Here is a 25,928-nt window from a genome sequence, read left to right as displayed (position 1 = left end):
TGTCAACTGATGCTGACCCGGAAGATCTTGTCGGATCCGTCCGGCTCGTTGCCGTTGTTGTCGCAGTTGGTGGTGGACAGCCACAGCTGGTCGGCGCCCGGCACCTTGGTCACGGTGCGCAGCCGGCCGTACGTTCCCACGTAGTACGCCGTCGGGGTGCCGACGTTCTCGGTGTCGCCGTTGATCGGGATGCGCCAGAGCCGTTCGCCGCGCAGGGACGCCATGTAGACGACGTTGCGGACGATGGCGATGCCGCTCGGGGACGCCTCGGAGACGTTCCAGGTGGCCTTGGGGTTGGTCATCCCGGAGACGCTGCAGGTGCCCTCGCAGGTCGGCCAGCCGTAGTTGGCGCCCGGCTTGATCAGGTTCAGCTCGTCCTTGGAGCTGTTGCCGAACTCCGCCTCCCACAACCGGCCGTTGCGGTCGAAGGCGAGGCCCTGCGGGTTGCGGTGGCCGAGGCTGTAGACGTAGTTGCCGAACGGGTTGCCGGGGGCCGGCTTGCCGTCGGTCGTCATGCGCAGGATCTTGCCGTTGAGGGAGTTCTTGTCCTGGGCCAGGTCGGGCGTCTGGGCCTCTCCGGTGGAGACGTACAGGTAGCCGTCGGGGCCGAAGAGGAGCCGTCCGCCGTTGTGGTAGCGGTTCTTCTTGATGCCCTGGAGCAGGATCTTGTAGCCGCTGAGCTTGGTGCCGTCGTAGGTCATGCGCACGACCCGGTTGCCCTCGTCCGCGGTGTGCATGAAGTAGACGTAGTGGTTGGTGTCCCACTTGGGGTCGACGGCGACGCCGAGCAGGCCGCCCTCGCCGTTGGTGGTGACGACGTTCGGGACGGTGCCGACCTGCGTCTTCGTGCCGTCCTTGGCCACCTTCCAGACCCGGAAGTCGTCCCGTTCGGTGACCAGCGCGGTCTTGCCGTCGGGCATCCAGTAGGTGCCCCAGGGGATGGTCCAGCCGCTGGAGAGCGTCGCGATCGAGGACGGGACACCGCCGTCGGTCGCGCACGCCTTCGTGGTGAAGGTGACGGTGTTGCTTGCCGCGGAGACATTGCCGGCCGCGTCCCGGGCGACGACGTCGAGGCTGTAGGGGCTGTTGCAGGCGAGCCCGGTGAGCGTGGTCGACGTGCCGCTGGTGACCGTGTCGTAGACGGTGGTGTCGCTGCGTACGTCGTAGGCGACGACCGCCTTGTCGTCGGTCGAGGCGCCCCACGTGAGGTCGGCGCTGTTCGCGGTGACGTTGCTCGCGGAGAGCGTGCCCGGCTTGCTCGGCGGGGTGGTGTCGGAGCTGGGCCTGGTGGTGCAGTCGACGACCGGGCTGGCCGGCGAGGTGTTGCCGGCCGCGTCGCGGGCGATCACCGTGAGGTTGTAGTCGGTGTTCGGGGTGAGCCCGGTCAGCGCCTTGGAGGTCGAACTCCCGGTTGCCTCGCTGATCTTGTTGCCGTGCTCGTAGATGTCGTACGCGCTCACGCCCACGTTGTCCGTGGCCGCGCCCCAGGCCAGGGTGAGCGCGTCCTCGCCGATGTCGGAGCAGCTGGGCTGTCCCGGGCGGGTCGGGGCCTGGGTGTCGGCGGCCGCGTCGAGACTGACCCGGTCGAGGTTGGGGCCGCCGTTGGCCGTGGTGGCGGTGGCCCGGATCTTGTCGGTGCCCGCGGTCAGCGGGACCGTGACGGTCTTGGTGACCCAGGTGTTCCAGTCGGCGGTGGCCGGGAAGGAGACACCGGAGGCGACGACCGTGCCGTTCACGGAGATGTCCATCGGCCGGCCGGCGGAGGTCCCGTTGGCGTAGCGCAGGGTGAGGGCGGAGGTGCCGGCGGAGGCCGCGCTCACCGTGAACTCCACGTAGGAGCCCTTGACGTTGGTGTAGTCGACGAAGCCGGTGCCGGTGTACCCGGTGTGGTTGGTGGCGACGGTGCCCTGGGAGATCGTCGCGTCCTCGGCCTGGTAGTCGGTGGCGGCCCGGGGGGTGCCCTGGCCGAGACCGGCGAGCGGCAGCGCCAGGGCCGCCGCGACGCCGTACGGCAGAACTCTTCTGATGTTCACGGATGTTCCCCTCAGCCCGTGTACTGGGTGAAGACCTTGAGGTAGTCGTACGGCTGCTGCGTCACGCCGCTGCAGGCGTCGCCGTCGGTGCCCGAGCCGCAGGCCCGGTCGCGGTTGACGGCCCAGTAGGTGAGCCGCCCGATGTGGTGCTGCTGGGCATAGGCGAGCATCGTCCTGAAGTCGGCGACCCGGACCTGCTCACCGGAGTCGTCGGTCTTGCCGTTCATCGACGACAGACCGATGTGCGTGTAGGCGGTGGCGTCGCTGTAGCCGTACGCCGACTTCACCTGTGCCTTGAGGCCTTCCATCGCCTTGGTGGTGAGGCTGCCCATGTTGCTGGTGCCGCCGCCGAAGTCGAACGGCATGATGCACCAGACGTCGTTGGCCAGACCGGAGTTGGCGGCCCGCTTGATCATGTCGGTGCCGGTGGAGTCGGGGCCGGAGGAGGTGGTGCCGAAGGTGATGACGGTCTTCAGACCGGAGTTGTTCGCCTTCACCGTCTTCAGCGCGTCGACCACCCGCTGCCGTACGGTCGCGTTGGACCACTCGGTGTTCTCGATGTCGATGTCGAGCGCCTTCAGCTTGTAGGCGTTGATCACCTTCTGGTAGGCGCCGGCGAGCGCGGAGGCGCTGGAGCACTTCTCACCCAGCTTGTTCCCGCTCCAGCCGCCGACGGAGACGACCACGTCACCGCCCGCGGCTCTGATCGCGTTGATCGTGGACTGGTCACTGCCTCCGGTCAGCGGGCGGGAGCCGTCCCACTTCGGGTTGCAGGTGCCGTCGGAGAGGATGAAGGCGAGCGTGAACCACTTGACGCCGGTCGCGGACATCACGGAGGTCGGGTTCTGCGGGCTGCCCCAGCCGAGGTACTCGTACGGGGCCACGGCGAATCCCGGTGCAGCGGCCGCCGTCTTCAGGGAGGTGACGGGCTTGACCCGGATGAGCCTGGTCTCGCCCGGCCGCAGGGTCGCGCTGTAGGAGTCGGCGATCACGCCCTTGTGGGATCCGGACCAGAGGTCGGTCACGTCGCCCGAGCCGCTGAAGCCGACCTGCGACCAGTTCACGCTGACCGTCGCGTTGCCCGAGGTCCCGGTGTTGAACAGGGCCACGACGTGACTCCCGTCGCTCTCCTTCTTGCTCCAGACCTGGTGGACACCGCTGTTCACGATCCGCTTCGCGGCGACGCCGTCCTGGTCGACGGCGATCAGCCGGTCGTTGGTCAGCATCGCCTTGTCGACGGGGTCCAGTTGCGTGAGGTCGGTGCCGAGCAGCAGCGGGGCCGCCGCCATCGACCAGAGCGTGAAGTGCGAGCGGCGCTGGTCCGCCGTGAGGCCCACCTGGTCGCCGTTGCCGATCTCCAGTGAGTCCAGGTCGTTCCAGCCGCCGGGGCCGGCGTACTGCTGCCAGGAGGCGGCCGAGTCGAAGCGCTTGGAGACGTGGGACCAGTCGGTCAGCGGGTAGCCGCTGCCGTTGCTCCCGGGCCCGCAGTAGCACTCGACGTCACCCTGGGTGCGCCAGCTGTTGGCCAGTTGCTTCCAGGTGGCCGCGTCGGCGATGGGCAGGTTGTTGGACAACGCGAAGGTGATGGGCCGTCCGCTGGCCCGCAGCGCCTTGTCCCAGGCCTGGACGTCGGGGATGTCGGCGCTGCCCACCCCGTCGATCTTCAGGTAGTCGACCCCCCAGGACGCGAACTGCTTGGCCCAGGAGTTGACGAAGTCCTGCGCGCCCGGCTTGGAGTAGTCGATGGCGTACATGTTCTTGCAGTTGTAGTTCTTCTCGGTCGTGGACGTGTCCGCGATGTCCTTCGCGTGGTACGAGGTGCCCTCGATCGGCGTGTTCTTGGTGACGGCGTTCTTGGCGATGCCGGGGGTGACGTAGAAGCCGAACTTCAGGCCCTTGGAGTGGACGTAGTCGGCCACCCCTTTGATGCCGTCCGGGAACTTGCCGGTGTCGACGGCCCAGCGGCCGTAGCCGTCCACGGTGAAGCCGTTCGAGTCGCACTTCTGCCAGAAGTCGTCGAGGTTGACGTAGACGAAGCCGTGGTTCTTCAGGCCGCTGGAGACCAGTGCGTCGGCCTGTGCCTCGATCTTCGCCTCGGTCGGCCAGCGGCGCACGAAGCTCCAGCTGGACCAGCCCATGGCGGGGCGGGCGGACTGGCCGTTGTCGGAGGCGGCCGCCGGGTGGGCGGTGCCCACGAGCGGCACCGCCGCGGCGACGAGCAGGGCCGCCGCCGCGGCCGTGAGCGATCTGAGCCGGATCATGGCTGTCCCCCGTTCGCGGGTGTGGCGTACGACGTGCCGATCCACGCCTCGTCGAGGCGCAGTCGCTTGTAGCGGGTGGAGTCGCTGGAGGCGGCCCAGGTGGTGTCGACCTCGAGCCGGACGTAGCGGGCGTTGGCCGCGGTCAGGTCGATGCCCTGGATGCCCCGGCGACTGGGCAGCTGGCCGGTCTTGACCGCGCTCCCCCAGGTGGTGCCGTCGTTGCTCACGAACACCTTGTAGTCCTTGATCCGCGCGGACTGCTCGGTGTCCGAGCGGGCGTAGGCCACGGAGTCCTCGCGCTGGTTGAGCCCGATGTACTGCACCTTCTTGGCCGAGCCGAGGTCGAAGGTGAGGTTCACCGGCAGGGTCTTGTTGTTGTCCCAGTAGGTGAGGTAGTCGCCGTCACCGGCGGCCGACGCGGCGTGCCCGCTCGCGGAGGCGCTCGCGCTGACCTTGACGCCGGTGAGGATGCCCTGGCGGCCGGCCGTCGTGACCTTGAAGACCGTGTCGTACGGGTCCCAGTTGCCGAGCCCGTTCAGGGTGAGCACGCCGCCGGACTGCGACCACGAAACCGCCGCTCCGGTGCGGAGGTCGGTGACGGAGGCGATGCGGTAGCCGTTGTCCCGCACGCGCAGGGTGCTGGTGCTGGGCGGGGTCAGGACGTGGATGTACTGCCGGTTAGCGTCGTCCTTGGCGATGGTCGTCACCCCGTACGCGCCGTCGTTCCAGGCGCCGGGCTTGAGGCCGCCGTACATGTAGCCGCCGCCCTCGGTGCCGTGCAACGACTCCCAGATGGGGTCGAGGTAGGAGTCGGCGAAGTTGTTGAAGGCGGCCTGGTTCGACGGGAACTTCCCGTTGACCTGGGCGGTCTCGGCCATCAGTGCCTTCACCGAGGAGCCGACGTTGGTGACCAGGCGGCCGAGGGTCAGCGTCTTGTCGACGGACGGGTCGGAGCCGTCGTACCACCAGGCGCCGGTCGAGGGCAGCTTGAAGTCGGCCTCGGTCAGGCGGGGCTGGGCGGTGTAGACGGCCTGCGGGTAGTCGTAGGACGGCGTCATGCCCGTCTTCTGCTCATTGCTGATCATGTCCATGATCGGCGTGTCTTCGTTGTTGTTGCTGAGCGTGTAGTTCGGGCGCTTGTCGTAGATCTGCTGGTAGAGGTTGTGGCTCTCCCAGTAGGAGTTGTCGTTGTCGATCCAGAAGCCGCCGAGGTCGGGGTAGCGGTCCATGACCTCGAAGAAGTTGTCGTAACTGAACTGCCCGAAGCCGTCGTTGGTGGTCAGGTCGACGTTCTTGCCCTTGTAGGCGGAGTACGCGGCCGAGTCGAGCCACTCGTGGCCGCCCTCGTCGTGCCACTGGGGGTCGTTGGTCATGTAGAGGATGACCTTCATGCCCTTGGCCTTGGCGGCCGTGATCAGCTCGCCGAGGAAGTCCCGCTTGGTGGAGCAGGAGCCGGGGATCTTGGACGGCCAGGGGCGGGCGTAGCCGAGGCGGCTGTGGAAGGTGGCGAGGACCAGGTACTGCGTGTGCAGCTTCTGGGCCTCCTTCACCCAGTAGTCGGGGGTCCAGCCCCCGTTCGTGACGTCGTTCTCCCAGGCGGTGCAGCTGGTGTGGGCCGGTGCGGTGCGCAGGCCCCAGTGCAGGAACAGGCCGCCGACGGAGGCGCGGAGGAAGTCCTGGCGGGGGTTCTCCAGGTCGAGCGGCTTCACGGCCGCACCGGAGCAGTCCTGGCTGCCAAAGACGCGGAGCGCACCGCCCGAGGTGTTGTGGCTGTCCGTCAGGCAGCCGCCGGTGACGTCCTGGAAGCCCACGTCGAAGGGCGAGTCGCTGCCCTTCTGCGCGGTGAACCGGGTGAGCCGGATGCCGCTGGCCGCGTTGGCGAGGAACGCGGGCCGGCCGTCGTTCGAGGCGAACCTGACCGAGCTGTCGGTGAACTGGACGTTGTCGGCGTTGTGCAGGTACCAGCCGTAGGCGGGCCGGGTGCCGATGGCCTTGGGGTTGTAGTCGGTGGGGTCGTTGCTCGGCACGCCCGTGGACATGGTGCCGTTGCCGCCGGGGACCGTGATGTTGACGTTGTCGAAGGTGACGCCGCTGATGCGGTGACCGGACTCGCCCCACAGGGTCGGGCTGAAGGAGGGGCTGTTGCCGGTGGCGGTGATGTTGTCGTACGTGACATTGCTGATCGACCCGACACCCGGGCTGTTGCCGCAGCGTTTGCGGGTGCCGATCTTCTCCATGATCGGCGAGTGCACGTTCGTCATCGTGATGTCGCGGTAGTGGACGTCGGAGATCTTCGAGCCGTCCATGGAGACCATGCCGAGGCCGGACTTGTCGGCTCCGTCGATGCGGATGTTCTCGAACTGGTAGTCCGAGAAGTCGCCGCAGGTCTCCGAGCCGAACATCAGGGCGTTGCAGCACTTGGCACCGAGCAGCGAATCGCTCACCCGCACGTGCCCGTTGGGCAGCTTGGCGCCGAGCGCGTAGTCGCTCTTGAAGACCAGCGCGTCGTCGTTGGCGTGGATGGTGGCGTTGGTGATCGTCGCGTTGGTGGTGGAGATGACGTTCCAGCCGTCGCGGTCGCTCGCGGTGTCGATCGTCAGGTGGTCGGAGGTCACGTCGGTGCAGCCGTTGACGAGGGCCGCGAAGTGACCGCCCCGGCGCAGCGTGAGGCCGTCACCGATCCTGAGCCCGTCGCACCGGGTCAGGGAGATGATCTTGTCGGCCTCACCGGTCTTCGGGTTGCCGGTGATCAGGTTGCCCGCGCCGTCGATGACGCCCTGCCCGACGAAGCCGATGTCGGTGAGCTTGTCGCCGTAGATCATCGCGTCGTGGAAGTGGCTGTGGCCGTAGTCCTGGTAGGCGTCGTACGGGTTGGACTCGGCCTTGTCGTAGGTGTCCGCGCTGGAGCCCTGGAGGGTGGCGCCCTTGTCGAGCTGGAGCGTCACATGGCTCTTCATGTGGAGGGTGTTCTTGGACTTGTAGGTGCCGGCCGTGAAGCGGACGGTGCCGCCGCCGGCCGCGTTCGCTGCCGTGATGGCCTTGTCGATGGCCGGGCTGTCGTTGGTGGAGCCGTCGCCCTTGGCGCCGTAGTCGCGCACGTCGTACACGGCGGCGGCGCGGGCGGCGGTGTGCGGGGCGGCGAGAGCCGCGGGATGGGTGAGGCCGAGGACCACGGCCACCACGAAGAGGACGACGGCCGCCGCTCGGCGGCCTGGGCCGGTGGGGGGTTGCATGTGGCGTCTCCTCACACCAGTTGGTAGCCACGGAGGTCGGTGAGCAGGAGGTAGGTGTCCTGCAGGGAGCCGGAGGTGTCACCGAGCGAGCGGTAGATGCCCCACTTCGGGCGCACCCGGTCGGCGAGGAAGGTGTCGACGCCGGTCTTCGACTTGTCGATCACCGTCGAGCCTTTGGACTTGAGGATCCAGCGGACCGAGCCCGCCGAGCCGTTGCCGACCTTGATCTGGAAGTCGACGTCGGTCCACGTGTCGTGCAGCGGGTCGAGGTCGGTGCGGCCGACGATGATCCCGTCGGTGGCGAGGTTCAGTTCGATGGTCTGCTTGCCGTTCACCCGGCGCAGCGACTGCGTGACGATCGGGGACGTGCCGCTGCCGGGCTGCTTCATCTGCATGATGTGGGTGAAGGTGGTGGTCGCCTTCAGCGAGCTCGGGATGTACATCGAGTAGGTGATCCGCCAGGTCTGGCCCTCGTTCCACTTGAGGTAGCTGCTGGAACTCGTGCGCAGACCCGTGACCTCCTGGCGCTGCCGGTCGGTCGAGGTGTCCCGGTCCACCATGTGCATGTTGAAGCGCCAGTCGCTGCCGGTGGCGAAGATGTGCGGATGCCCGGCGGGGTGCGAGTCGGCGCGGTCGTCCTCGACCGTCTCGAAGGCGCCGAGACCGTCGCTGCTCGCGGAGGGGGCCCACTTCTGTTGCCAGGACGCGGCGTGGGCGGTGGCGGGCAGGCCCAGCGCCGCTCCGGCCGCGCCCGCGGCCGCCGCGCCCAGCAGTGCCCTTCTGGACGTGCTCATGACACTAATCACCTCGCAGTTGTTCGTTCATGATCAGGAAGGCGCCCAGACCGTGGAAGTCGTTGGTGGCCCGGTCACGTGCGATGTAGTACGCGTAGTCGCCGACGTTGGTGCCGATGGAGATGTCGGCGAGGTCGGTACGGCCGTCGGAGCCGACCGAGAGCTTCGCCAGCACGCCCTGGTAGCCGCGGTGCGCGACGGCGGCGTAGTGCGGGTCGAGGTAGCCCTGCTGGACGCCGCGGGAGAGGGCGTAGGTGAACATGCTGGAGCAGGAGGTCTCGGTCCAGTCGTCGGACCGGTCGCCCTTGTCCATCACCTGGAACCAGCGCCCGGTCGCCGGGTCCTGGTACTTCTCCAGACCGGCGGCCAGCTTGCGGAAGATGGTCAGCAGTTGGGGCCGCCGGGCCTGGTTCGCCGGGATGGCGTCCAGGACATTGACGATCGCCATGGCGTACCAGCCGACGGCACGGCACCAGTGCTCGGGGGCGAGACCGGTCTGCGGATCGGCCCAGCTCGCGGTCTTCGACTCGTCGTAGGCGTGCTTGAGCAGTCCGTTCGCGACCTGCAGATGACTGCCGTAGACGTACAGCTGCTTCGCCGCCTCGTCGTCGGTGTAGGCGCTGTCGCCGAACTCCTTGCCGTACTCGACGAGGAACGGGTTCACCATGTAGACGCCGTCCGACCAGAGTTGGTGGGCGCGGCTGCTGGTGTCGGCGTGCCAGAAGCCGCCGTCGCTCGTGCGCGGGTAGGTGTTCAGGCGGTCGCGGATCTTCTTGGCCGCCTTGCGGTAGCGGTCCTGGCCCGTCTCGTGGTGCAGGATCACCAGGAGCCGGCCCGCCTGCATGCTGTCCAGGCTGTTGAAGGACTGGTCGATGGAGCCGTCGCTCTTCACGAACCGGTCGACGTAGTTCTTGATGTAGGTGAGGTACCGGGCGTCGTGGGTGCGCCGGTAGGTGAGGTACTGGCCGTAGAGATAGAGGCCGACCGGGTAGGACCAGCCGCCGATGGTGGCCGGGGTGTAGCGGGCCATGGTGGAGTCGACGACCGCCGTCGACCAGTCGGTGGCGGCCCTGGCACGGGCGGGCGTGGGGACGGCCGCGGCGGCGGGCGGGGGGACGGCCGCGGGGAGCGCGGCCAGGGTGGCGGTGGTGAGTGCGACTGCCGCGAGGGCGGCTCGCAGGCGTTTCATGGTCCTCCTTCGCTCAGGGCTTCTCTGGGGACGGCGGCTGCGGAGGTCCGCCGCAGGGGTACGCGGTGGTGGTCGGGGGCGTGGCGGCAGGCCGGGTCGGTGTTGCGGGCGTCTCCGGTGAGCGCGTACGCCTGGCAGCGGCAGCCACCGAAGTCGGTGGTGCGCAGCGCACAGCCGCGGCAGGGCTCACGCATCCAGGACTCGCCCCGGTAGGCGTTGAAGGCCTTGGACTCCCGCCAGATCCAGTCGAGCGGGCGGTCCCTGACGTTGGGCGGGTCCAGGCCGGGCAGGGTGGCCGCGGCCGGGCAGGGCAGGACGGTGCCGTCGGGCGTGACAGTGAGCGAGATCCGGCCCCAGCCGCCCATGCAGGGTTTCGCCGTGCCGGTGAGCAGATCGGGGGCGACCCACACCAGCTCCGGTTCGTCCAGGCGCCGGCGCAGGCGCAGGACCGCCTCGCGGGCCCGCTCGACCTGTCCGGGCAGCGGCAGCAGGGCGGCACGGTTGCGGGCCGCCCAGCCGTGGTACTGGGTGTTGGCCAGCTCGATCCGGTCCGCGCCCCAGTCCACGCCGAGCGCGATCAGGTCCTCGACGGCGTCCAGGTTGCCCCGGTGCAGGACGACGTTGAGCCCGAAGGGCAGACCCGAGGCCCGGATCAGCCGGGCCGCGCGTTCCTTGGCCGCGAACGAACGGACGCCGGCGATGCGTTCGGCCGCCGTCGGCTCCGCGTGCTGCACGGACAGCTGCACACCGCGCAGCCCGGCGCCGACCAGCCCGGCCAGCCGGCGCTCGCTCAGCCCTAGCCCGCTGGTGACGAGCTGGGTGTGCAGTCCGGCGGAGTCGGCGGCGGCGACCAGCTCGGGCAGATCGCGTCTGAGCAGTGGCTCGCCGCCGGACAGATGGGTCTGGACGACGCCCAGGTCACCGGCCTGCCGGAACACCTCAGCCCACTGTGCGGACGACAACTCAGCTGACCGACCAGTCAGTCGGACAGGATTGGAGCAGTAGCCGCAGCGCAGCGGACAGGCGTGGGTGAGTTCGGCGAGCAGCGCCCAGGGCAGCGCCGGTCCACCCGGCTGCGCGGTCGTCATCGCAGCCAGCCCTCCTTCCGCAAGGCCGTCAGGAACTCCGGGACCTCGGCCGCGACCGGGGCGCCGGGGAACGCTTCGGCGAGTTCGGCGACGATCTCGGTCACCGCTCGGCTGCCGTCGCACAGCCGGAGCACGCCGCCCGCCCGGCCGCGCAGCACGACCACGCGCTCGGGCAGCAACAGCAGATCGGTGCCGCGCACCCGGTCGTGGCGCAGCACGACCGTGCGGGCGAGCACGGGCCGCCAGGTCATGGCCGGCCTCCGTCCGAGGTGTCGTCGCCCCAGCCGCCGGTGTCCCCCCGGTCCACCGCGTCGAGCAGCGCCCACAGCACCTCGCACTTGTAGGCGAGGGCGGCGACGGCGCGCTGCTGGGCCTCGCGGGTGCGGGCCCAGTCCAGGACCAGGGCGAGGGCCTCCGCGCCGTCCCGGGCGCCCTGGTCGACGCGGGTGCGGAAGTAGGCGAGGCCGGCCGGGTCGATCCAGGGGTAGTGGCGTTCGAAGGCGGCGATGCGGGTGCGCATCAGGCCGGGCGCGGACAGTTCGGTGAGGGAGGCGGCGACCGCGTCCAGCGCCGGGCGCAGGCGGCAGAAGGTGACGTACCCCTCGACCGCGAAGCGCACCCCGGGCAGCACCCGGGAGCCGTCCCAGAGGTGGTCGCGGGGGATGCCGGCCGCCTCGCCGAGGCGCAGCCAGCGCTCGATGCCGCCCTCGCCGTCGGCGGTGCCGTCGTGGTCGCGGATGCGGCGCAGCCAGGGACGGCGCAGTTCCGGCCGGTCGAGCTTGGCCAGGACCAGGGCGTCCTTGACGGGGATGTGCCGCTGGTAGTGGAAGCGGTTGGTGATCCAGCGGCGCAGTTCGGCCGGGGTCAACTCACCGCGGTGCATGCGCTGGTTGAAGGGGTGCCGGTCGTGGTAGCGGTCTGCGGTGACGGCCCGCAGCCGTTCGGTGAACTCCGGGGCCGGCCAGGGATCGGCGGCCGTCCCGGCATGGACGGAGGTGACGGTCATGGCGGGACGGCCGGGCGGATCAGCGGTCGCCGAGGGCGTAGCCGGTCACTTCCAGGGCTGTCTCCACGACCTGGTAACCAGGGCTTCGCCAGACCTTTTCATCCGATGTCTGCTGTGCGACAGGGTCCGGCTGCCGGTCCTCGGAGGTCGTCTCGTTCATGGGGTGGGTACCTGCTTTCCTGAGGTCAGGGGGTTTCCGAGCGCAGAGAGTGGCCTCTCACTCCCCAGGGATCCGCCGGGAAACCCAGAGAACCGTTCACATTCCTGCACCGGGTTCAGTGATACGTCCGACGATGCGCACCAGAGTCTCCGCAGAAACCGGCCGAGGTCAATGGTCCGGACCGATAAGGTCGGATGCATTTCCGGCCAATCTGCGTCCGTCGTGGCTGACTCATCGGTCAGTTCCGGCGGATTCCGCGGTCAGGAATGCATCCGGGCCGGTGATCGTTGACGATGGGAAGACCACCTGTCGACAACCTAAGGATCGAGAGCTCGTGAGCAGCAAGGTCCCCCCGAAAATCCTCAACAACGGCGTGGCGATGCCCCAGCTGGGCTTCGGCGTGTGGCAGGTGCCGGACGACGAGGCCGAGCAGGTCGTCGCCGTGGCGCTGGAGGCCGGGTACCGCAGCATCGACACAGCGGCGATCTACGGCAACGAAGCGGGCACCGGCAAGGCGATCGCCGCGTCCGGCCTGGCGCGTGAGGACATCTTCGTCACCACCAAGCTCTGGAACGCCGACCAGGGGTACGACGCCACGCTGCGCGCCTTCGACGCGTCGCTGGCGAAGCTGGGTCTGGACTACCTGGACCTGTACCTCATCCACTGGCCGCTGCCGGCCCGGGGCAAGTACATCGACACGTACAAGGCGTTCGAGAAGCTGTACGCCGACGGCCGCGTCAAGGCGATCGGCGTCTCCAACTTCCTCCCGGAGCACCTGGAGCGGCTGATCGCGGAGACCTCGGTGATCCCGGCGGTCAACCAGATCGAGCTGCACCCTCACCTGCAGCAGCACGCGGCACGGGAGTTCCACGAGGAGCAGGGCATCGCCACCGAGGCCTGGTCACCGCTCGGCCAGGGCAAGGGGCTGCTGGAGGTACCGGCGATCGTCGCGATCGCGCAGAAGCACAACCGCACCCCGGCCCAGGTCGTGCTGCGCTGGCACGTCCAGCTGGGCAATGTGGTGATCCCCAAGTCCGTGACGCCGTCCCGGATCAGGGAGAACATCGAGGTCTTCGACTTCAGCCTGGACACCGAGGACCTCGCGGCGATCAGCGCGCTCAACGAGGAGCGGCGCATCGGCCCGGACCCGGCGACCTTCGACATGGGCTGAGCGGGGCCCGCGGCTCGGTCCGGGCGACGCCCGGTCCACTCCGGCCGTTCCGCCGTGGTCACGGTGGGACGGCCGTTCGCGTTCCCGGCTCCGGACGGCGCAGGGCGGTTCAGTGGGGCCGCACGTCCGCGTGGACGACCTCGAACTCTTCCAGGCCGACCACGGTGACCTGCGCCTTGGCCGCGTCGGCGCGCCGGGCCGCCGCCTGTCCGGCGCGCGAGGCGACCATCGAGGCGCGGTCGACGAAGAGCGAGTTGACCATGCCGCGGCCCCGCTGCCGGTCGACGAAGACGGAGCACCGGGCGAACCCGGGCAGCGCGTCGAGCCGGGGTACCGCCGAGGAGCGGAAGGTCTCGGCGAACAGGTCCGTGTCGGCAGGGTCGAACTCCACCCGGGTGGAGCGCATACCGCCGCCCGTCCGCGGCGGCCGCACCCAGTGGAAGACGGCCACCTCGTAGTTCTCGACGGCGACGGTGCCCGCGAACGGCTCCAGCATCGGGCCGCGCCGCTCGCACATCACCTGGTCGCTGTTGCGCCGGGCCGCCTCGGAGCCCCACCAGCTCACCGCGAGCAGTTTGCCGAGCTCGCGGTCGACGAAGACGCCGGCACCGCGGTACTCCGGGCGTTCTTCGAGCAGTTCGCGCCCCTCGCTGTTCAGCGCCCGGATGGCCGCCTCGATCTTCGCCGGATCGCCGGTCACGTAGACCGTGCGTACGAACATGACCCCTCGCCTCCCAGGAGCCACCGGAGCCACCGCTCAACCCCCGCACGGCTCCTGCGCAAATATCCGGAATGTCCTGCCCCACCAGTGTTCCCCGGCCCCCATATCACCGCAATGCGCAAGAAGTCACCGAGTTGACCTCCAGGGGTTGACGCGGACATGCAGCCGGGTCCACCTTGTACGACACCCGGTCAGGAAACTTTCCTAACAGAGGGGGACCCCCCACATGCGCATGCGATCACTGACCCTTGCCGCGGCCTCCGGGGCCGCTCTGCTCGCCGCCGGAGTGCTTCCCGCGAGCGCGTCCGGCGCCGTCCCGAAGTCCGCCCAGGAGGGCTCGGTCAGCGCGGCGGACCTGCTCGCCAAGGTGAAGTCCTGTTCCCAGATCTCCAGCGGCAAGTACAAGACCGACGACGAGACGTCGGCCACGATTCCCGTCTGCGGCAAGAACGGCGCGGTCTTCTGGAAGGCCGACATGGACATCGACTGCGACGGGCAGCGCACCACCAACTGCAACGAGAACCGCGATCCCTGGTACCAGGACGACACCGCCTTCCACCAGTCCGACGGCAAGCCGCTGAAGGCCGAGTCGCTGCCGTACATCGTGGTCCCCAGCTCCAGCAGCATCTGGAACTACTCCAGCGCCGGCATCAAGGGCGGCGGAGTGGTCGCCGTCATCTACAACAACAAGGTCGAGTACGCGGTGGTCGGCGACACCGGCCCCACGAAGATCATCGGTGAGGCCTCGTACGCCACCGCCAAGGCACTCGGCATCGACCCCGACCCGGCGACCGGCGGCGCCGACTCCGGCGTGACCTACATCCTGTTCAAGAACTCCAAGGTGTCCCCGATCGAGAGCCACAGCGCGGCGGTGACCCTCGGCGACCAGCTGGCCAAGCAGTTCCTCGCCAACAACTGATCAAGGCGCCCTGCGCGCCGCCACCGGCCCGGGGAGGGCGGGCGGCCCGGTACCGGCAACGGCACCGGGCCGTTCTCGGTCAGGCGGGGCGCACCGCCGTGTGCACCGTGCGGACACCGAGGACGAACAGGTCGGACCTGCGGTGCAGGCTCGCCGGGTCGGCCGGGTCGAGGAGCCGGTCCAGGGTGGCGCGGTCGTCGGCGGGCAGCTCGTCGGTGAGGGTGTCGCGGAAGCGGGAGAAGATCTCGACGGCGTGGTCGCGGGCCCGGCCGGAGGCCGGAGCGGGCAGGTCGAGCAGGAAACTGCGGGTGCGGGCGTACTTGAGGCCGGCGGCGGACAGCAGCGTCGGCCAGTCCTCGGCCTCGGCGACCGAACCGGGCAGTTCGGCGCGCATCCGCGCGAACCACTCCTCCTGCAGCGCGTCCAGCCGGGCCTGGAGTCCGGGGCGGCCGATGCCGATGTCGCGGGGCAGGAACCGGCTGGGCAGGCCGCCTTCGAGGACGGCCAGGGTCCCGCCGGGGGCCAGCCGCTCGCCGAACGCGGTGAGCGCGGCCCGCTGGTCACCGAGGTGGTGCAGGCTGTGCCCGGCCCACAGCAGGTCCGCCGGATAGTCCAACCTGTCCAGTACATCGGGGAGTTCACCGGCCAGCACGTCGAACCGGTCGGCCACGCCCTGCCGCTCGGCACGGGCCCTGGCCCGGTCGAGGAGCGGTTCGCTGCTGTCCACGGCCAGCACCCGCGCGCCCGGGAACACCTCGGCGAACAGGCACGACACCACCCCCGGCCCGCTGCCGGCGTCGACGATCAGGCCCGGCTCGGTCATCTCCTTCCCGAGCCAGCCCAGCGCGCTCTCGTACAGCGGCGCGAAGAGCTCCGCCTGCGACTCCAGATGGCCGACCATTGCGGCCCAGTCGATGTCGGTGTCGGAATGGGTGTGCTGGTGGGTGTGCTGGTGGGTGTCCGTATGGGGGTGGTGATGCGCCATGGGATCAGCCTCTCGTCCGGGTGCCGCCAGGGTGTGACGGCGCACCGTCCGAAGGCCAGCCATGTTGCCGGGACGGCAAAAAACCGGATGCGCACGGCAAGGCGGACGGGTCACGATGCCGGGGTGGACGACGAGTTGGTTGACCGTTTCCTGGCCGACGGTTTCGTGAGGATCGAGGGCGCGTTCCCGCCGCGCGTCGCCGAGGACTGCGCGCGGCTGCTGTGGCGCGAGACGGGGTACGACCCGGCGGACCCGGGCACCTGGCAGGACCCGGTGGTGTGGGTGGGCGACATGGCCCAGGGCCCGTTCGCGGCGGCGGCCAACTCCCCTGTTCTGCACCGGGCGTTCGACCTGCTGGTGGGCGAGGGCCGGTGGGTGCCACGGTACTCGCTGGGAAGCTTCCCGCTGCGGTTCCCGCACGCCGAGGAACCGGACGACGCGGGCTGGCACATGGAGGGGAGCTATCTCCCGGACGGCGAGAGCTGGTACTTCACCAATCTTCGCTCGCGGGACCGGGCCCTGCTGATGCTCTTCCTGTTCTCCGAGGTGACGGAGGCGGACGCGCCGACCCGGATCCGCGTCGGCTCGCACCTCGACGTGCCGCCGCTGCTCGAACCGTACGGAGAGGACGGCGTGTCCGGTCTGAAGATCGCCCCGCGGCTGGTCGAGGCCTCCGCGCACCGCCCTCTCACGTACGCCACCGGCCGCCCCGGCGACGTCTACCTGTGCCACCCCTTCCTGGTCCACGCGGCCCAGCCGCACCACGGCACGCGCCCCCGCTTCATGGCCCAGCCGCCCCTGATGCCGGCCGCCCCCTACGAGCTGGAGCGGCTGGACGGTGACTACTCACCGGTGGAGACCGCCATCCGCCAGGGCCTGTCCCTCGCCCTGTAGGGGCGCTGGGGCACCCCCGAAGGCCGGCGGAGGAACCGCGCGACCGGCCACGCACGGCCCGCAGTCGTCGATCTCGCCTCATCCGGCCGTCACGGCAACGGCGGATACGCGTTCGCCATCAGCTGCTGGAACTCCGCCGAGAACCAGTGCCCGGACAGCGGCGCGTTCGGCAGAGCGCCGGACATGTTGTTGTTGTTGCGGGCGTTGCCCGTGTACGTCGGGTCGCACATCCGGTCGAAGCCCTTGCCCTCGTCGTTCGGGATGGCGGAGCTGGAGCCGTCCGACTCCCCCGGAGGCTTCATCCAGACGTAGGCGTCGATCCCGGCCGCCGGGCTTGCCTGCGGGCGCTCGCCGAGGCCCGCACCTGCCTGGTTGCACCAGTTGCCGATGTTGATCCGGCGGTCGTAGCGGCCACCGTCGACGTACGCGTCCACGCTGGTCGTCGGGCCGGGGCCGGCCGGCCGCGCGCTGCCGCCCCAGCCGTTGCGGGAGGTGTCGATCAGCATGCCGATGTTCGAGTTGAAGCCGACCGAGACCAGTTCGGTGCGGAAGGCCTGGGCGAAGGACAGCTCGTCGACGTAGCGGTTCCAGTCGACCCACTTGGACTGGCGGACGGAGGTGCCGTTCACCGAGTCGTTGATGGTGAAGTTGTTCTCCTTCAGGGCGCTGTAGTTGGCCGTGTTGGTGATGAAGCCCTGGACGTCGTCGACGGTCGCGCCCTCGCTGGTGGCCGCCTGCTTGAACACGTTGGCCGCCGGGGCGAAGTTGTCGTCCCAGCCGAGCCAGCCGTGGTGCCCGGCGTCCAGGTAGTTGTAGACGTTGGGGATCGCGCCGAGCTTGGCGAGCGCGTAGCCGACGCCCTTCACGTAGTTGCCGTTGGCGAGCATGGTGTTGCAGTTGGCCGTGGCGGTGGCCCGGCTGCCGGTGTTGGTGACCAGGTTGGGCAGCGAGTCGAGCTCGATGGTGGTGACGATCCGCAGCGAGGCGTACTTGCTGTCGGAGAGGATCGCCGCGATCGGGTCGATGAACTGCGTCTTGTACTTGTCGATCTCCGTCGGGCCGAGTTCGCCGTTCGAGGCGAGGGCGGCGCAGTCGCGTCCGGGCAGGTCGTAGATGACCAGTTGGACGACTTCCTGGCCGCTGCCCTTCTGGGCCAGCGCCGCGTCCAGGTGGTCGCGCAGACCCATGCCGCCGTTCACGCCGTTGATCGCGGCGATGCGGTCGAGCCAGACGCCGGTGGGCTGGTTGGAGACGCGGGTGCCGCCCGGTTCGGCGGCGGCCTTCGCCGACCACTCCGGGTTCACGTAGACCTTGGCGCCGGAGTACGGGTTGTCGACGCGGGTTCCTGAGCCACCGCCGTTGCCCCCGCCGCCGCCACCGCCACCGCTGCCGGTGCCGTCGTCGACGTTGCAGGTGACGCCGTCGAGGGTGAAGGAGGTGGGGACCGCGTTGGTGCCGCTGTAGGACCCGTTGAACCCGAAGCTGACCGAACCGCCGGTCGCCAGGGAGCCGTTGTAGGTCTCGTTGCCGGCGGTCACGGCGGTGCCGCTCTGGGTGAGCTTGGCGTTCCAGTAGCTGCTCACCTGCTGGTTGCCCGCGTACGACCACTTCACCGACCAACTCGACTTCGCCGCCGAGTTGTTGGTGACGGTGACAGCGGCGGTGAAGCCGGTGCCCCAGTCGTTCTGGATCTTGTAGTCGACGGTGCAGGGAATCGCGGAGACCGCCGCGTGGGCGGCCGGGGCCACGGCGAGCGCCGGCCCGGACACCCCGGCGACGAGCGCCAGGGCGGCTAACACCGCTGTTCTGGTACGACTCATGAGTGCGGGTTCCTTCTTGTTCGGTGGATGTGCTTCTTCGGTGGATGTGTCCTTCGGTGGACGTGCTTCTTCCGTGGACGTGCTTCTTCCGTGGGCGCGCTTCCTCGGCGGGTGTTCCCTATGGGTTGACGGCCCGCAGGTGGTCGCGCAGTCCGACGCCGTACGCCGTGGGCGTACCGCTGTAGTCGGAGATCAGGGAGGGACCGGAGGAGCAGTCCCAGGTGTTCCAGGTCCAGCCCAGGTAGGACAGCCCGCGGTCGTCGAACCACTTCATGGCCTGGTCGACGAAGGCGTGCGAGCAGGTGTTCTCGCCGATCTCCCCGGCGACCAGCGGGACCTGGGCCGCGACCGGGGCGAGGGTGGAGTTCCAGCAGCTCTCACTGGCACAGGAGTTGAAGTTGTAGCCGTGGTAGGCGGCGACGAGGTTGCCGGCCGGGTCGGTGGGCCGGTACGTCAGCCACTGACTGAGGTCGTTGGCGTAGGCGAGCCCGCCGATCATGATGACGTTCCGCGCACCGGCGCCCCGGACGCTGTCCACCAGGGCCTGCATTCCGGCAACCTGGTAGCCGATCCCCGGGCAGGTGCCGCCGTCCCGCCAGCACTGCCAGGCCTGGGTGGTCGTCGGCGTCGCCCGGTCCGGGTAGGGCTCGTTGAACAGGTCGAAGACGGCCGCCGGGTCGTCCTTGAAGGTGCCGGCCACCGAGGCCCAGAACGACGGGGAGTACTGCGCGTCCGGCATCGGCTTCTGGCAGGTGGCGTGCACGTCGGAGCAGCCGGCCGAGTTGCCGGTGTACTGGCCGTAGGACCAGTGCAGGTCGAGGACCGGCGTCAGGCCGTACGACTCGACGCGGGCGACCAGCTCCTTCACGGCGTTGATGTAGTTGGCCCCCGCGTACTCGGGTTTGACGTCGGACAGGCCGAGCCAGCACTCCTCGTTGAGCGGGATGCGGACGGCGTCGGCCTTCCAGTCGGCGATCGCCTTGACGGCCGCGTCGTCCACCGGGCCGTCCCAGATGCCGTAGCCCTGCACGCACATGAACTCGCCGCCGGAGCGGTTCACGCCGAGGAGGCGGTGAGCCGTGCCGCCGGCGTCCACGAGCCTGGTGCCGGAGACGTGCAGGGCCGGTGCCGCCCCGCCGGTGGGCGGCTCGGTCGGCGTCGGGGTGGGCGTGGGTGTGGGCTGCGCGTCGACATTGCAGGTCGTGCCGTTGAGCCTGAACGCCGTCGGTACCGGGTTGCTCCCCGACCAGGAGCCGAGGAACCCGGCGGTGACGCCGGCGCCGGTGGCGAGGGAGCCGTTCCAGCTCTCGTTGGCCGCGGTGACCGTCGTCCCGGACTGGGACCACTTGGCGTTCCAGCCCTGGGTGACCTTCTGACCGCCCGCGAAGTCGAAGGACATGCTCCAACTGCTCAGGGCGGCCATGTGGTTGGTGATGGTCACGGAGCCCTGGAAGCCGGTGTCCCACTGGCTGGTGACCGCGTACTCGACCGTGCACGCGGGTGTGGCGCCGGACGCCGACACCACCGGCACCAGTGCGGCGCCGACGAGGGCGACCGCACCGGTGACGGCTAAAAGAACTGAACGCGGGGGGTGTCGCATGAGCGACTCCTTGCAGCTCGGGCACGTCAGGACGGACGCGCCGACTGAACGGAATCGCTCCCACTGGTGCGAAGGAAGGTAGCGCCAACTGCGGTCGAGGGCCAGGGGAGTCGCCTGACTTTTCCTCAGGCCTGGCCGTCGAATCATTTCGACTCTTCGACAGCCTTGACCGCACCATGCCACGTCTCCACTATGGGAGCGCTCCCACTGGTTCAAGCCTTGACTTCATCCCGAGCCGCAAGCGCAAGGAGGAACCAGCACATGCGCCCCGGACCTGCCCTGCACCCCGGGCGGGGACGCAGAGCCGTACGGCGGTTGTGGACCGCCGTCGTCGCTGCCCTCGCCCTGCCCCTGTCCATGCTCGCCACGGGCACGACTCCCGCTCAGGCGGCGACCGTCCAGTGCAGCGTGGACTACAAGACCAACGACTGGGGCTCCGGCTTCACCGCCGACCTCACCCTCACCAACCGCGGCACCGACGCGATCAACGGCTGGACGCTGACCTACGCCTACAGCGGCAACCAGAAGCTGGTGAACGGCTGGAACGGCACCTGGTCCCAGTCCGGTGCCTCGGTCACCGTGCAGAACGCGTCGTACAACGGCACGATCGCGGCCGGCGCGGCGGTCTCGACCGGTGCCCAGTTCTCGTACACCGGCAGCAACGCGGCGCCCACCGGCTTCGCGATCAACGGTACGACCTGCACCGGCGCCCACCAGCCGCCCATCACCGTGCTGACCAGCCCGGCGTCGGGCGCGGTCTACACGCAGGGCGACGCGGTTCCGCTGGCGGCGACCGCGGCGGCGGCCGACGGCGCGACGGTCAGCAAGGTGGAGTTCTACGACGACACCACCCTGCTGGGCACCGACACCTCGGCGCCGTACGCGCTCTCGGTCTCCAGTCTGAGCGTGGGCAGTCATTCGCTGGTGGCGAAGGCGTACGACAGCCTGGGCGCGTCCGCCTCCTCGGCACCGGTGGGCATCACGGTCGCCTCGGGCCCCGCGGTGGTGGCCTCGCCGACCCAGCTGGGTGTCCAGCAGGGCGCGACGGGCCGGTTCGGGGTGAGCCTGTCGAAGCAGCCGAGCGCCAACGTGACGGTGTCCGTGGCCCGCACGGCCGGCAACACCGGGCTGTCGGTGAGCGCCGGATCGTCGCTCACGTTCACGCCGTCCAACTGGAACACCGCGCAGAACGTGACCGTGGCGGCGGACAACGCCGGCACCGGCACCGCGACCTTCACCGCCTCGGCGACGGGGTACACCGGCGCGACGGTCACCGTGACGGAGCTGGCCGCGTCGAAGGCGTACGACGCGCGTTTCCTGGACCTGTACGGGAAGATCACCAACCCGGCGAACGGTTACTTCTCCCCCGACGGCATCCCCTACCACTCGGTCGAGACGCTGATCGTCGAGGCCCCCGACCAGGGCCACGAGACCACGTCGGAGGCGTACAGCTACCTGCTCTGGCTGCAGGCCATGTACGGCAAGGTCACCGGTGACTGGTCCAGGTTCAACGGCGCGTGGGCGCTCATGGAGAAGTACATGATCCCCACCCACGCCGACCAGCCGACGAATTCCTTCTACAACGCGTCCAAACCGGCCACCTACGCCCCGGAGCTGGACACTCCCGACCAGTACCCGGCGAAGCTGGACACCTCGGTGTCGGTGGGCTCGGACCCCATCGCCGCCGAGCTGAAGAGCGCGTACGGCACGGACGACATCTACGGCATGCACTGGCTGGAGGACGTCGACAACGTCTACGGCTACGGCGACACGCCGGGCGGTACCTGTGAGGGCGGCCCGACGGCGAAGGGGCCGTCGTACATCAACACCTTCCAGCGCGGTCCGCAGGAGTCGGTGTGGGAGACGGTTCCGCAGCCGACCTGCGACGCCTTCAAGTACGGCGGGAAGAACGGCTACCTGGACCTGTTCACCGGCGACTCGTCCTACGCGAAGCAGTGGAAGTACACGGACGCCCCGGACGCCGACGCGCGTGCGGTGCAGGCCGCGTACTGGGCGGACGTGTGGGCCAAGCAGCAGGGCAAGGGCGCCGACGTCTCCGCCACCGTGAGCAAGGCGGCGAAGATGGGCGACTATCTGCGCTACGCCATGTACGACAAGTACTTCAAGAAGATCGGCAACTGTGTGGGTCCGACGACCTGCCCGGCCGGCACCGGCAAGGACGCCTCGGACTACCTGCTCTCCTGGTACTACGCCTGGGGCGGCGCGACCGACACCAGCGCGGGCTGGGCATGGCGGATCGGGTCGAGCCATGTGCACGGGGGCTACCAGAACCCGCTGGCGGCCTACGCGCTGAGCTCCTACGCCGACCTGAAGCCCAAGTCGGCGACCGGGGCCTCGGACTGGGGCACCTCGCTCACCCGGCAGCTGGAGTTCTACCGCTGGCTGCAGTCGTCCGAGGGAGCCATCGCCGGTGGTGCGACGAACAGCTGGCAGGGACGGTACGCGAGCCCGCCGTCCGGCACGTCGACGTTCTACGGCATGTACTACGACTGGGAGCCGGTGTACCACGACCCGCCGTCCAACCAGTGGTTCGGTTTCCAGGCCTGGTCGATGGAGCGGGTCGCCGAGTACTACCAGCAGACCGGCAACGCGAGCGCCAAGGCGATCCTCGACAAGTGGGTGGCGTGGGCGCTGTCCAAGACCACGATCAACCCGGACGGCACCTACCTGATCCCGTCGACGCTCCAGTGGTCGGGGCAGCCCGACACCTGGAACGCGGCGAATCCGGGGTCCAACAGCGGACTGCACGTCACGGTCTCCGACTACACGAACGACGTGGGTGTCGCCGCCGCGTACGCCAAGACGCTGACGTACTACGCCGCCAGGTCGGGTGACGCGACGGCGAAGTCGACGGCCAAGGCGCTGCTCGACGGCATGTGGAACAACTACCAGGACAGCCTGGGGATCGCGGTGCCGGAGACGCGGGCCGACTACAACCGCTTCGACGACGGCGTGTCCGTGCCGAGCGGGTGGAGCGGGAAGATGCCGAACGGGGACGCGATCAACTCGTCGTCGACGTTCGCGTCGCTGCGGAGCTTCTACCAGGCAGATCCCGCGTGGTCGAAGATCCAGAGCTATCTGGCGGGCGGGGCCGCGCCCGTCTTCACGTATCACCGGTTCTGGGCCCAGGCCGACATCGCGTTGGCCATGGGGTCGTACGCGGAGTTGCTGGAGTAGGTGCGGTGACCGACTGCGGTGGCCGGCCGCGGGTTCGCCGTGGCCGGTCGCGCAGTTCTCCGCGCCCCTGCCGGGGCGCGCCTGCCGGGTCGTCCTCACCCGCACGGGGGACGGCCCGGCGGCTCTCACACTCTCCAGAAAGCGCTTACACCCACCTCTCCATCTCCATACCCGGAAGGGACCCCCGTGCGAAGAACCCGTGTCCTCACCGCCGTCCTGGCCCTCGCGGCCGGACTGCTCGCGGGCACCCCGCCCGCGCTCGCCGCCCATCGGACCGCGGTGGCCCCGGTCGCCGCCGACACGTACACCTGGCACAACGCCCGGATCGACGGCGGCGGTTTCGTCCCCGGGATCGTCTTCAACCGTTCCGAGAAGAACCTCGTCTACGCCCGGACCGACATCGGCGGTGCCTACCGCTGGTCGGAGTCGACGAAGACGTGGACGCCGTTGCTGGACTCGGTCGGGTGGGACGAGTGGGGGCACACCGGAGTCGTGAGCCTGGCCTCCGACCCGGTCGACCCGGACAGGGTGTACGCGGCCGTCGGGACGTACACCAACAGCTGGGACCCGACCGACGGGGCCGTGCTGCGCTCCGCCGACCGGGGCGCCAGCTGGCAGAAGACCGACCTGCCGTTCAAACTGGGCGGGAACATGCCCGGACGGGGCATGGGCGAGCGGCTGGCGATCGACCCGAACAAGGACAGCGTCCTGTACCTGGGCGCGCCCAGCGGCAAGGGGCTGTGGCGGTCGACCGACTCGGGCGTGACCTGGTCGCAGGTGACCGGTTTCCCGAACGTCGGGAACTACGCGCAGGACCCGACCGACACCACCGGCTACGCCTCCGACAACCAGGGCGTCGTGTGGGTCACCTTCGACGAGTCGACGGGGACCGCCGGTTCGGCGACGCGGACGATCTACGTCGGGGTCGCCGACAAGGACAACGCGGTGTACCGCTCGACGGACGCGGGCGCGACCTGGACGAGACTCGCCGGCCAGCCGACCGGTTACCTCGCCCACAAGGGTGTGCTGGACGCGAGGAACGGCTACCTCTATCTCGCCTACAGCGACACGGGCGGTCCCTACGACGGCGGCAAGGGCCGGCTGTGGCGGTACGCGACGGCGACCGGCACCTGGACCGACATCAGCCCGGTCGCGGAGGCCGACACGTCCTACGGCTTCTCCGGGCTGACAGTCGACCGGCAGCACCCCGGCACGGTGATGGCGACGGCGTACAGCTCGTGGTGGCCGGACACGCAGATCTTCCGCTCCACGGACAGCGGGGCGACCTGGACGAAGGCGTGGGACTACACGGCGTACCCGAACCGCTCGAACCGCTACACGATCGACGTCTCCTCCTCCCCCTGGCTCACCTTCGGCGCGAACCCGTCACTGCCCGAACAGAGCCCGAAACTGGGGTGGATGACGGAGTCGCTGGAGATCGACCCGTTCGACTCGGACCGGATGATGTACGGGACGGGGGCGACGCTGTACGGCACGGAGGACCTGACGAAGTGGGACAGCGGCGGCCGGTTCACCGTGCGGCCCATGGTGCAGGGCCTGGAGGAGACCTCGGTCGACGACCTGGCCGCGCCCCCGTCGGGCGGCGCGCGGCTCTTCAGTGCGCTCGGCGACGTCGGCGGCTTCCGGCACACGGACCTCACCAAGGTCCCGGCGATGATGTACACGTCCCCGACGTTCACGACCACCACGAGCCTGGACTTCGCCGAGTCGAACCCGGACACGGTGGTCCGGGTGGGCGACCTGGACTCGGGCCCGCACATCGCGTTCTCGACGGACAACGGCGCCGACTGGTTCGCCGGGACGGAGCCGTCCGGGGTGAGCGGCGGCGGTACCGTCGCGGCCGCCTCCGACGGCAGCCGGTTCGTGTGGGGTCCGGCCGGTACCGGAGTGCGGTACACGACGGGTTTCGGCTCGTCCTGGTCGGCGTCGAGCGGGATCCCGGCGGGCGCCCTCGTCGAGTCGGACCGTGTCGACCCCAAGACCTTCTACGGCTTCAAGTCCGGTAAGTTCTACGTGAGTTCGGACGGCGGGGCGACCTTCAAGGCGTCCGCCGCGACCGGTCTGCCGAGCGGTGACAGCGTGCGGTTCAAGGCCCTGCCCGGGACGAAGGGCGACGTGTGGCTGGCCGGCGGCGCGGCGGGCGGCGCGTACGGGCTGTGGCACTCCACCGACGGCGGCGCGACCTTCGCGAAGCTCGCCGGCGTCGACCAGGCCGACACGATCGGCTTCGGCAAGGCGGCGCCGGGAGCCTCGTACCAGACGCTGTACACCAGCGCGGAGATCGGCGGGGTGCGGGGCATCTTCCGCTCCACGGACCGGGGTTCCACCTGGACCCGTATCAACGACGACGCTCACCAGTGGGGCTGGACCGGCGCGGCCATCACGGGCGACCCCCGCGTGTACGGCCGGGTGTACGTCTCGACGAACGGCCGGGGCGTGATCTACGGCGACACGTCCGACACCGGCGGAGGCGGCGGAGGGGACGGCGGCGGTACGGATCCCACGCCGTCCGGTGCCTGCTCGGTCGCGTACACCGTCACCAACCAGTGGACGGGTGGCTTCCAGGCGGACGTCCGGCTCACCAACACCGGTGCGGCGGCGTGGAGCGGTTGGTCCCTCGGCTGGTCCTTCCCGAACGGCCAGACCGTCGGCGGGCTGTGGAACGCCGACTGGGCCCAGTCCGGCGCGGCCGTGACGGCCGGCAACGTCAGCTGGAACGGCACGGTGGCGCCCGGCGCCTCGGTGTCCTTCGGCTTCACGGGCACCTGGAGCGGCACCAACGCCGCACCGGCCGCCTTCACCCTGGGCGACCGGACCTGCGCGGTCGGCTGACGG

General features: G+C 69.6%; 18 protein-coding genes. 5 read left to right on the top strand and 13 right to left on the bottom strand.

Going from position 1 to position 25,928, the window contains the following annotated elements:
- Positions 1–2: 2 nt before the first annotated feature.
- The 9 genes from AB0M11_RS14415 to AB0M11_RS14375 are packed head-to-tail and all read right to left on the bottom strand — an operon-like array spanning position 3 to position 11,764.
- A complete protein-coding gene (locus AB0M11_RS14415; protein WP_365705030.1) occupies positions 3–2,033 on the bottom strand; it encodes a PQQ-dependent sugar dehydrogenase in 2,031 nt (676 codons plus the stop codon).
- Positions 2,034–2,044: 11 nt separating this feature from the next.
- Positions 2,045–4,294 carry an alpha-galactosidase gene (locus AB0M11_RS14410; RefSeq protein ID WP_365705028.1) on the bottom strand — a complete coding sequence of 750 codons (2,250 nt, stop codon included), beginning with the start codon at positions 4,292–4,294 and terminating at the stop codon, positions 2,045–2,047.
- Positions 4,291–7,527: a glycosyl hydrolase family 28 protein gene (locus AB0M11_RS14405; protein WP_365705026.1), complete on the bottom strand. Its 3,237-nt coding sequence runs from the start codon at positions 7,525–7,527 to the stop codon at positions 4,291–4,293. Before AB0M11_RS14405 ends, AB0M11_RS14410 begins: the two co-directional genes overlap by 4 nt.
- An 11-nt stretch (positions 7,528–7,538) precedes the next feature.
- Positions 7,539–8,321, bottom strand: a complete 783-nt coding sequence (locus AB0M11_RS14400) for a heparin lyase I family protein (protein WP_365705024.1) — start codon at positions 8,319–8,321, stop codon at positions 7,539–7,541.
- Positions 8,322–8,325: 4 nt separating this feature from the next.
- Complete coding sequence (locus tag AB0M11_RS14395) at positions 8,326–9,510, bottom strand: glycoside hydrolase family 88 protein (protein ID WP_365705022.1); 1,185 nt, start codon at positions 9,508–9,510, stop codon at positions 8,326–8,328.
- Positions 9,507–10,598 (bottom strand): pyrroloquinoline quinone biosynthesis protein PqqE, encoded by a 1,092-nt coding sequence (gene pqqE / locus AB0M11_RS14390; protein WP_365705020.1) that lies wholly within the window; start codon positions 10,596–10,598, stop codon positions 9,507–9,509. Before pqqE ends, AB0M11_RS14395 begins: the two co-directional genes overlap by 4 nt.
- Positions 10,595–10,849, bottom strand: a complete 255-nt coding sequence (gene pqqD, locus AB0M11_RS14385; protein WP_365705018.1) for a pyrroloquinoline quinone biosynthesis peptide chaperone PqqD — start codon at positions 10,847–10,849, stop codon at positions 10,595–10,597. Before pqqD ends, pqqE begins: the two co-directional genes overlap by 4 nt.
- Complete coding sequence (gene pqqC / locus AB0M11_RS14380) at positions 10,846–11,604, bottom strand: pyrroloquinoline-quinone synthase PqqC (RefSeq protein WP_365705016.1); 759 nt, start codon at positions 11,602–11,604, stop codon at positions 10,846–10,848. Before pqqC ends, pqqD begins: the two co-directional genes overlap by 4 nt.
- 19 nt (positions 11,605–11,623) lie before the next feature.
- Entirely contained in the window at positions 11,624–11,764 is a 141-nt protein-coding gene (locus AB0M11_RS14375) for a pyrroloquinoline quinone precursor peptide PqqA (RefSeq protein WP_365705014.1), read from the bottom strand.
- 334 nt (positions 11,765–12,098) lie between these two features.
- On the opposite strand from AB0M11_RS14375, the gene AB0M11_RS14370 reads away from it, so the two are divergent.
- The gene (locus tag AB0M11_RS14370; protein WP_365705012.1) at positions 12,099–12,935 is read left to right on the top strand and encodes an aldo/keto reductase; all 837 of its coding nucleotides are present in this window, start codon (positions 12,099–12,101) and stop codon (positions 12,933–12,935) included.
- A gap of 109 nt (positions 12,936–13,044) precedes the next feature.
- Here AB0M11_RS14370 and AB0M11_RS14365 read toward each other — a convergent pair whose 3' ends face one another.
- Entirely contained in the window at positions 13,045–13,656 is a 612-nt protein-coding gene (locus AB0M11_RS14365; RefSeq protein ID WP_365705010.1) for a hypothetical protein, read from the bottom strand.
- A gap of 226 nt (positions 13,657–13,882) precedes the next feature.
- On the opposite strand from AB0M11_RS14365, the gene AB0M11_RS14360 reads away from it, so the two are divergent.
- Positions 13,883–14,575 carry a glycoside hydrolase family 75 protein gene (locus tag AB0M11_RS14360; protein ID WP_365705008.1) on the top strand — a complete coding sequence of 231 codons (693 nt, stop codon included), beginning with the start codon at positions 13,883–13,885 and terminating at the stop codon, positions 14,573–14,575.
- A 79-nt stretch (positions 14,576–14,654) separates the two neighbouring features.
- Here AB0M11_RS14360 and AB0M11_RS14355 read toward each other — a convergent pair whose 3' ends face one another.
- A complete protein-coding gene (locus tag AB0M11_RS14355; protein ID WP_365705006.1) occupies positions 14,655–15,560 on the bottom strand; it encodes a class I SAM-dependent methyltransferase in 906 nt (301 codons plus the stop codon).
- Between the two features lie 87 nt (positions 15,561–15,647).
- Between AB0M11_RS14355 and AB0M11_RS14350 the strand changes: the two genes are divergently transcribed.
- The gene (locus AB0M11_RS14350; protein ID WP_365705004.1) at positions 15,648–16,454 is read left to right on the top strand and encodes a phytanoyl-CoA dioxygenase family protein; all 807 of its coding nucleotides are present in this window, start codon (positions 15,648–15,650) and stop codon (positions 16,452–16,454) included.
- Positions 16,455–16,543: 89 nt separating this feature from the next.
- Here the strand turns inward: AB0M11_RS14350 and AB0M11_RS14345 are convergent, their stop codons facing one another.
- Together AB0M11_RS14345 and AB0M11_RS14340 are read right to left on the bottom strand one after the other, a co-directional pair.
- A complete protein-coding gene (locus AB0M11_RS14345) occupies positions 16,544–18,274 on the bottom strand; it encodes a glycoside hydrolase family 6 protein (protein WP_365705002.1) in 1,731 nt (576 codons plus the stop codon).
- Positions 18,275–18,392: 118 nt separating this feature from the next.
- Complete coding sequence (locus AB0M11_RS14340; protein WP_365705000.1) at positions 18,393–19,874, bottom strand: cellulose binding domain-containing protein; 1,482 nt, start codon at positions 19,872–19,874, stop codon at positions 18,393–18,395.
- 279 nt (positions 19,875–20,153) lie between these two features.
- Between AB0M11_RS14340 and AB0M11_RS14335 the strand changes: the two genes are divergently transcribed.
- Positions 20,154–23,072, top strand: a complete 2,919-nt coding sequence (locus tag AB0M11_RS14335; RefSeq protein WP_365705089.1) for a glycoside hydrolase family 48 protein — start codon at positions 20,154–20,156, stop codon at positions 23,070–23,072.
- Between the two features lie 186 nt (positions 23,073–23,258).
- On the top strand, positions 23,259–25,925 hold the full coding sequence (locus AB0M11_RS14330; protein ID WP_365704997.1) for a cellulose binding domain-containing protein: 2,667 nt from the start codon (positions 23,259–23,261) through the stop codon (positions 25,923–25,925).
- The last annotated feature ends 3 nt before the right edge of the window (positions 25,926–25,928 follow it).

Origin of the sequence: Streptomyces sp. NPDC051987 (assembly GCF_040680735.1) — a bacterium.
Taxonomy (GTDB): domain Bacteria; phylum Actinomycetota; class Actinomycetes; order Streptomycetales; family Streptomycetaceae; genus Streptomyces.
The sequence above is the reverse complement of the archived record's forward strand: the minus strand, read 5'-3'. Positions and strand labels throughout refer to the sequence as shown.